The following is a 6606-nucleotide window of genomic DNA, read 5'->3' as shown; positions in this document are numbered from 1 at the left end:
GCCCGCGACGGGCGCGTCCGTCACGCCCGTCTCCGGCAGCCGCGCCTTCGCCGACAGCGGGAGCGCCTGCTGCGAGCGCAGCCAGCGTGCCAGGTCGTTCCACGCCGCCACGTGCGCCCGCCACTGGACGTCGATACGCGCCAGCTCGTGTGCGCCGTCGAAACCGGCGAGGACGTCCAGGAGGCGTTCGTTCCACAGGCTCTTGCCGAGCAGGCATGCCGTCCGGTGGTCGGGATGCCCCGGTTCGCCCGCGAGCGCAGCCAGCCCGGGCAGGTCGTCCGGCGTCACCCGGCGGCCGAGGTGGTGCGGCGGCAACCGGGGATCGAGCCAGCGGACGAGATGCAGCAGCTTGGCGTCAGCCGTCAGGCCGTCCGCGGTCAGGTACCGGTCGACCAGCTCGATGCGGCCGTCGTCGGGGATCTCCGCCAGCCAGTCCCGCAGCGTCCGCCACGCCTCCCCGGCCTCGCCGCGACCGAACAGGTACACCGCCGCGTGGTCCCAGCGCTCCACCAGCGCCCGCGCCAGCTCGCGCCGGTCGGTGAACCGCCGCCCGTCGAACGGCAGCCCCGGCCCGGACGGCACGGACGCGTCCTCGGGCACCTCCGGCGACTCGCCCGCCAGCCACGCCTCCACCTGCGCCGACGCCCACCGCCGCCGCGGGTCGCGGGCCAGCAGGCCGCGCACCAGCAGCCGCGTGCGCGGGTCGGCCACGTCCTCCACCGGCATCGGACGCGTTGCGAGGTGGTCGACGACCGCCGTCTCGCTCAGCCCCAGGAACGGCGGCCGCCCGGTCGCCATCTCCCGGACGACCATCCCCAGCGACCACCAGTCGCGCGCGGGCGACACCTGCCCCGACAGCGACTCCGGCGCCGCGTACGCCAGCGTCCGCGACGACGACGCGAACACCACGCTCTGCTCCAGCACCCGGCTCAGCCCGAAGTCGGTGATGGCCGTCCGCACCGGGTCGAGGCCGGTGACCAGGATGTTCTCCGGCTTCAGGTCGCGGTGCACGATCCCCGCGCGGTGCAGCGCCGCGATCCCGTCCGCGAGCTGCCGCACGATGTCGCGGACCAGCTCCGGGTCGAGGGGATCGTCCATGAGCGTCCGCAGGTTGCCGTGCTCGGCGTACTCGGCGACCTCGTAGTCGCGTCCGCCCGCGCTACCCGTCTCCAGGATCCGCACGACATGCGGCGACCCCAGCGCGGGCAGCTTCGCCCACACGTCCCGGTCCGCGTGGTAACCGCGCCGGAACACCTTCATCACCAGCTCGCGACCGCCGCCGTCCCGCACCAGCAGCAGATCCGACTCCGCCCCCTGCACGGGCAGCTCCGCGACCACCGCGAACCGCCCCGCCAGCTCCTCCGGCAACCGCACCAACGGCACCCCGCCGCCGCGCGGTTCCGGCACGTCCCGCCGGGTCGTGCCCGGATCGCGTCGCGTCTCGCCGTACTCGGCCACCTGACGTCCGTCCCTCGCCCTCAGTGCCTGCGGTCTCAGTGCCTGCGTCCCTCGGCGCCCGCCGTCCTCAGCGCCGCCCGGCGCCGGTCAGATCTTGTCCTTGATGACGTGCAGGTACTCCACGCCCTTGAACCGCACCATCACGGCCTCCATCAGGATCCGCACCATCAGCAGCTCGAAGAGCCAGACCAGCGGCGACGCGACGGCCATGATGACGCCCCAGCCCCAGAAGTCGTCCCAGGTCGCGATCTTCAACCCCAGCAGCAGGAACGCCAGGCACTGCAGGCTGATCAGCACGATCGCCAGGACGTACCAGAACTTGATCAGCTTCGGCGTGACCAGCGTGTCGAAGTTCGCGTCGAGCAGGCCGGCGATCAGGCCCTTCTGCCGCGGCGGCGGAGTCCAGGTCTGCTGGGGGCCGGTCATCCGGGGCGAGTTCTGGTCAGGAGCCGGGGTCGGGCTCTGGGGCTGGAAGGGGGGAGGGGGCTGGCGGGGGACGGACGGGGGTGGGGGCGGGGGGCCGTAGGGGTGGCCGGAGGCGCCCGGCGGCTGGGGCTGGCCGGGGTCGGATGGGTGCGTCATCGCCGTCTCCTGGAGGTGTTCCTGACCGTTGGAACGACTCTAGAGTGCCCGCCGCCTCCGATCCCGCCGTGCGGGCGGCGCGCTCCGCGTCTTCGCTCCGGGCGAAGGCGCCCCTGGGGGATCAGAGGACGTTGACGGCGGCGAGCGCGGTCCCCGCGATGAGCAGGACGACTCCGACGATGACGAGGGCTCCCGAGCCGCCGCCGCGTCCCGCGCCGTTGTTGATGCGGGCCCGGCGCGGGTCCCGCGCGTCGTAGAGGACGGGGACGGTCTGCCCCTGCATCCGGTACAGCTCGTAGGGAGGGTTCGAGGTCTCGCTGGTCGCCTCGACCGGCGTCCCGTCGACGGTGGTGAAGCGAAGCTTCGCGTACCGCCTCTGCAGGTCGCCGTGCCCGTCCACCGACACGCCGGTGACGACGCCCGGGACGACCTGGGCGGACGCGAGGAACTCCCGCGACTCGCGCCGGTTCCGGATGCCGCCGTACACGAAGCCCGCGCCGAACAGCCAGAGCAGCACCGTGAAGAACCACGGCAGGGACGACGGGGGCATTACAGGTATCCGTCCGGCTGGTCCTCGCGGCTGCCGATCAGCCGCGCGCCGAGCAGGCCGAGTCCCGCGCCCGCCGCGCCCTCCACGACGTAGAGGAGCCCGGCGACGGCGGACGTCCCGCCGGCGGCGGGGGCCAGCACGCCGAGGGCGGTGGTGAGGACGGGCATCAGCAGGATCACCGCGAGCCAGCGGCCGAGCCGGGACATGTCGCGGTAGACGGCCCCGGTCGCGACGACCATGAGCAGGCTGATCACGACCCACGGCAGGTCGAGGCGGGTGAGCCGGTCGAACGCGGAGAGCGTCCGCTCGTCCGACGCGTCCGTGCTCAGGTTCGCCACCACGGCGAACCCGACCAGCCAGATCGCGGCGGCGGCGAACCACCCGCCGACCGCCCGGAGCGGTCCGGTCACGACGACCCCACCTTGATCGAGGAGACGATGTCCTTCAGCGTCCCGTCGGACAGCTTCCCGCGCTGGAAGGTGACGCGGACGAGGTGCGCGTGCCGGTTGGCGCCGAGCACCGCCACGAACACGCCCTGTCCGGGGACGCCCGCCGCGCCCCCGAAGCCGTCGAAGGTGAAGTCGAGCCGCTCGGCGGCCTTGGCCCCGGCGAGCTCGACCTTCTTCGAGGACGTCCGCCGGTAGCCCTTGGTCTGCAGCTGCGGGCCCATCTCGGCGAGCGAGTCGAGCTGGCCCGCGTCGGCGGTGGTGGACAGGTCCTTCACGACCTCCAGGAACGCCGACCGGTCCGGGGCCTGCCGGGACAGCGCGACGCTCTGGTCGGGGCCGGGCTGCCAGTCCTTCGGGTACGCGACGGACAAGACCTGCGCGTCGCCCCGGACGTAGTCCGCCGGGGTCGTGCCCTTCGCCGGCTCGGACGACCCGCAGCCGGAGGCCAGCGCGACCACCGCCGCGACGACGCCGAGTGACCGTGTTCGCAGCATGTCGCCGCCTCTCACTTCGGGGCACATTCGGGCCAGCTCTGGAACGTCCGCTGTCCGTCCACAGGCGGACCAAGGTACTGCGAGTCCGCCAGGGTCTGCTTCTCGCCCTCGTAACCGCCCTCGATGCCGAACTTGAGGCCCTCGCCGCCCTCCAGGCCGAGCTTGAACTCGTCCACGTCGCCGCTGTAGAGGTTGCGGCTCACGATGCCCTTGTCGTAGAGCAGCCGGTCCATGGGGCTGGCGTTCGGACCGGGGTCCTTGGCCACGAACGCGCCGTTGTCGTCGAAGGTGTTCCGGAGGGTCTGGAACGGCATCAGGAACGCGTTGTCGCGGATCCACTGCTGGCCGATCGCCCGGTTCGAGTCGTCGAAGTTGATGGTGGTCGTCGTCGTCGAGATCTGCTTGTCGGTGCCCTTGGGGTTCACCGTCTTCTTGGCCGGGTTCTTGTAGCCGAGGGAGGTGTTGGCCTCCTGGTTGGTGATCCAGGTGATGCTCTTCAGCCGTCCCTGGTTGTCGAAGGTGACCTTCGTCTGCCCGGTGTAGGCGGCCTCGCCGCCCGGCCCGTACCCGAACGCCTTGAGCCCGCCCTTGAGGCTGCCCTTGACCTGGAAGGTGTAGGACGTGGTCGGGAAGCCCTTGTCCTTCGGGCCGCTGTTGTCCTTGGTGACGATGATGCCGTCGCCGGCCTTGCCCTCGAGCTCGGCGCCGGTGCCGATGTCCTTGACGGACTTCTTGCCGTCATCGCCGGTCGTCAGGTTGCCGAACCCGGCCGACCCCTTCAGCACGCCCTCCACGCCGACCTCGAACTGGTTGATGTCCGGGTCGCGGTAGTGCGGCTTCCAGCCGGTGACCTTGTTGAAGATCCACAGGCCGGGGCTGACCTTCTCGCCCTCCTTGCGGAGCAGGTCGCCCTTCATCTTGTCGAGGAACTCCGACGCGTCGTGGTCGTTGTTGAACACCCAGGTGTCGCCGTACTTGAGGTTCACCGACCCCTCGACCTTGGCGCCGAGCTTCAGCCCGTAGTTGTTCTTGCCGATGGTGGCGCCGCCGCCGAGCTCCGCCTCCGCGCCGAGTTTGTAGTCGACCGGCACGATCATGATCCTGACCTTGCCGTCCGCGGTGCGGATCTTCACGGCCTGGAAGTTCTGGCCCACCTTCACCGAGAACACGGTGACCGACGCGCCGACCTTCTTGGAGTTCGAGCTGAGAATGCAGGCGCCGGTCGGCGGCTTGTAGTCAAAGGGTGGCGCCGTGCAGTTCTTGCCGCCGAACATGCGGCAGACCGCTGCCGTGATCTCGGTGCGGACCTGCCCTGACACCAGCACCCAAATCGTGCCGAGCATTGCCGCCCCGATGAGCAGCAGGGCTCCATAACTGAGAGCGGTGGCACCCCGGTCGGCGGGGGACGTTCGAAGCCGCATCACGATCACGGCCCCCTTCCGTGCCTCACAGGGGTCGGACGTCGATCGAATCTAGAGGCCGCGTTCCTCCAGGTAGAGGGCCTGAGGGCCTAAGCAGGACCCAAGCCTGGAACGGTCGTTCCGCCGTTGGCGGGCACCCAGACGAGCGGAGCGGGGACGGCGCCGATCCGTCCTGACATGCGGCGACGCCCGGCCGGCGAGCCGTCGAGATCGTCCGGAAGCGGATCTCGCAAGGGTCCGGGAGCCCAATTTGTGTCCGGATTCGGACACCCGCGTGAATTCTTGTGGGTGCGGGGTTGACAGAGTCCGGTCGCGGCTTGCGCTTCCGACTGAGCCTCAAGATGATCACCCGTGGACCGTGCTGAATCCGTTACCAGGCCGCAGGCGGTCGGCGGTGGGATTGTGGGGATTAGGAACCGGAGGGGGACGGGCTGCGTCGGTAGTCCCTGAGCGTGAAGAAGGGCGGGCGCCGATGTGAATGCGGCTTGAGGAGTGACGGGTTCGATGGCTATTGTCGGTGCGCTCGAAAATAGGGGTGAGCTGGAGATGATGCGACTGCGGCTCCGCGCGAACGGCGGCACGGCGACTGCTTCGTTCGGGCGTGTGGACGAACCGAGGTCCCGGTGAGCGCAGTCCTGCTGGTGGGAGACCTTCCGAGCACCGGGATGCTCGGCGGGTCCGCGGCGGTCCGGCTGGAGCCGCCCGCGGGGCCCGAGGGCGAGGCGCTGTTCATCGACGTCGTCCGGGACGCGCTCGCGCACCGTCCGGCCGTCCTGGTCGTCTACCCCGCGTGGGCGCCGGGACAGGTGGAACGCCTCGTCACGCTCGCGCGCGGCGCGCTCATGACCGACCGGGTCGCCGGGCTGCCGCTCCGGCTGCCGCCGCTCGCCCTCAGCCTGGTCGCCGACCAGCTCGCGTTCGTCGCGCCGCACGTCCTGCCCGGCGCGCTCGTCAGCCTCGCGCTCGCGCTCGCCGAGACCACCCTCGCCGGGGCCTGGGTGAACAGCGTCGCCCACTTCGAGCACCTGAACGTCGGGCTGGGCAAGCACGTCGCCTCGTACCTGCCGAACAGCGGGTTCTCCGTCCTGATGTCGCCGGACGCGGTGGTCGAGCGCGTCACCGCGGCCCAGCCCGTCCCGGAGGTCCGGCAGCGGCCGGCCGATCCGGTGCTGCTGCTGACCGTCCAGTCGGCCGGCGGCGACGCCGACTGGCTGCACAACTCGCTGAGCCCCGCGCTCGGCACGGCCTCGCTCATCGACGCCCCGGCCCAGCCGCTCAGCCAGCGGTACTGGGGGGCGAAGAAGTTCGTGGAGTTCGTGGCGATCAGCGGCCATCCGCAGGCGCTGCAGGCGATGCTCCACTCGGTGCTCCAGTCGGCCCGGGGCCTCCCGTGCACCTGGTGCGGTGAGCCGATCGCGCTGCCCCGCTGCCCGTTCTGCCGCAGCGTCCAGCGGTCGGGGGAGGACGCGGCGGCGCAGGCCCCGCCCCGGCCCCCGGCGAACCTCTCCGCACAGCCTCCCGCCCCGCCGCAGCCTCCTGCCCCACCACAGCCTCCGGCCCCCCAGCCGCCTGCGCCGCCGCACGGACTGAGCCGGCAGGAGCCGCCGCCGACGCCTCCGGCGCAGCCGTCCTCGCCTCCGGCGCAGCCGTCC

At 71.5% G+C, this 6606-nt stretch carries 7 protein-coding genes; 1 reads left to right on the top strand and 6 read right to left on the bottom strand.

The window, feature by feature from the left end:
• The 6 genes from AB0J52_RS22080 to AB0J52_RS22055 all read right to left on the bottom strand — a co-directional run.
• On the bottom strand, positions 1–1458 hold a 1458-nt coding region (locus tag AB0J52_RS22080; RefSeq protein ID WP_500183721.1), incomplete at its 3' end, for a serine/threonine-protein kinase.
• Positions 1459–1545: 87 nt separating this feature from the next.
• On the bottom strand, positions 1546–2040 hold the full coding sequence (locus tag AB0J52_RS22075; RefSeq protein WP_500183718.1) for a DUF4282 domain-containing protein: 495 nt from the start codon (positions 2038–2040) through the stop codon (positions 1546–1548).
• A 121-nt stretch (positions 2041–2161) separates the two neighbouring features.
• Positions 2162–2590: a DUF3592 domain-containing protein gene (locus AB0J52_RS22070; RefSeq protein WP_500183716.1), complete on the bottom strand. Its 429-nt coding sequence runs from the start codon at positions 2588–2590 to the stop codon at positions 2162–2164.
• On the bottom strand, positions 2590–3000 hold the full coding sequence (locus AB0J52_RS22065; protein ID WP_500183714.1) for a hypothetical protein: 411 nt from the start codon (positions 2998–3000) through the stop codon (positions 2590–2592). Before AB0J52_RS22065 ends, AB0J52_RS22070 begins: the two co-directional genes overlap by 1 nt.
• A complete protein-coding gene (locus AB0J52_RS22060; protein ID WP_500183712.1) occupies positions 2997–3533 on the bottom strand; it encodes a hypothetical protein in 537 nt (178 codons plus the stop codon). The genes AB0J52_RS22065 and AB0J52_RS22060 overlap by 4 nt, the downstream gene beginning before the upstream one ends.
• 11 nt (positions 3534–3544) lie before the next feature.
• A complete protein-coding gene (locus tag AB0J52_RS22055; RefSeq protein WP_500183710.1) occupies positions 3545–4876 on the bottom strand; it encodes a hypothetical protein in 1332 nt (443 codons plus the stop codon).
• Between the two features lie 701 nt (positions 4877–5577).
• Between AB0J52_RS22055 and AB0J52_RS22050 the strand changes: the two genes are divergently transcribed.
• The coding region (locus AB0J52_RS22050; protein ID WP_500183708.1) for a hypothetical protein at positions 5578–6606 on the top strand (1029 nt) is incomplete at its 3' end.

It is taken from the genome of Spirillospora sp. NPDC049652 (genome assembly GCF_040675125.1).
GTDB lineage: Bacteria > Actinomycetota > Actinomycetes > Streptosporangiales > Streptosporangiaceae > Spirillospora.
This window is presented reverse-complemented; position numbering and strand designations above follow the sequence as displayed.

Coding starts and splice junctions, on each gene's coding strand:
- AB0J52_RS22055 (WP_500183710.1), bottom strand. CDS start 4,876: ATGCTCGGCACGATTTGGGTGCTGGTGTCAGGGCAGGTCCGCACCGAG.
- AB0J52_RS22070 (WP_500183716.1), bottom strand. CDS start 2,590: ATGCCCCCGTCGTCCCTGCCGTGGTTCTTCACGGTGCTGCTCTGGCTG.
- AB0J52_RS22075 (WP_500183718.1), bottom strand. CDS start 2,040: ATGACGCACCCATCCGACCCCGGCCAGCCCCAGCCGCCGGGCGCCTCC.
- AB0J52_RS22060 (WP_500183712.1), bottom strand. CDS start 3,533: ATGCTGCGAACACGGTCACTCGGCGTCGTCGCGGCGGTGGTCGCGCTG.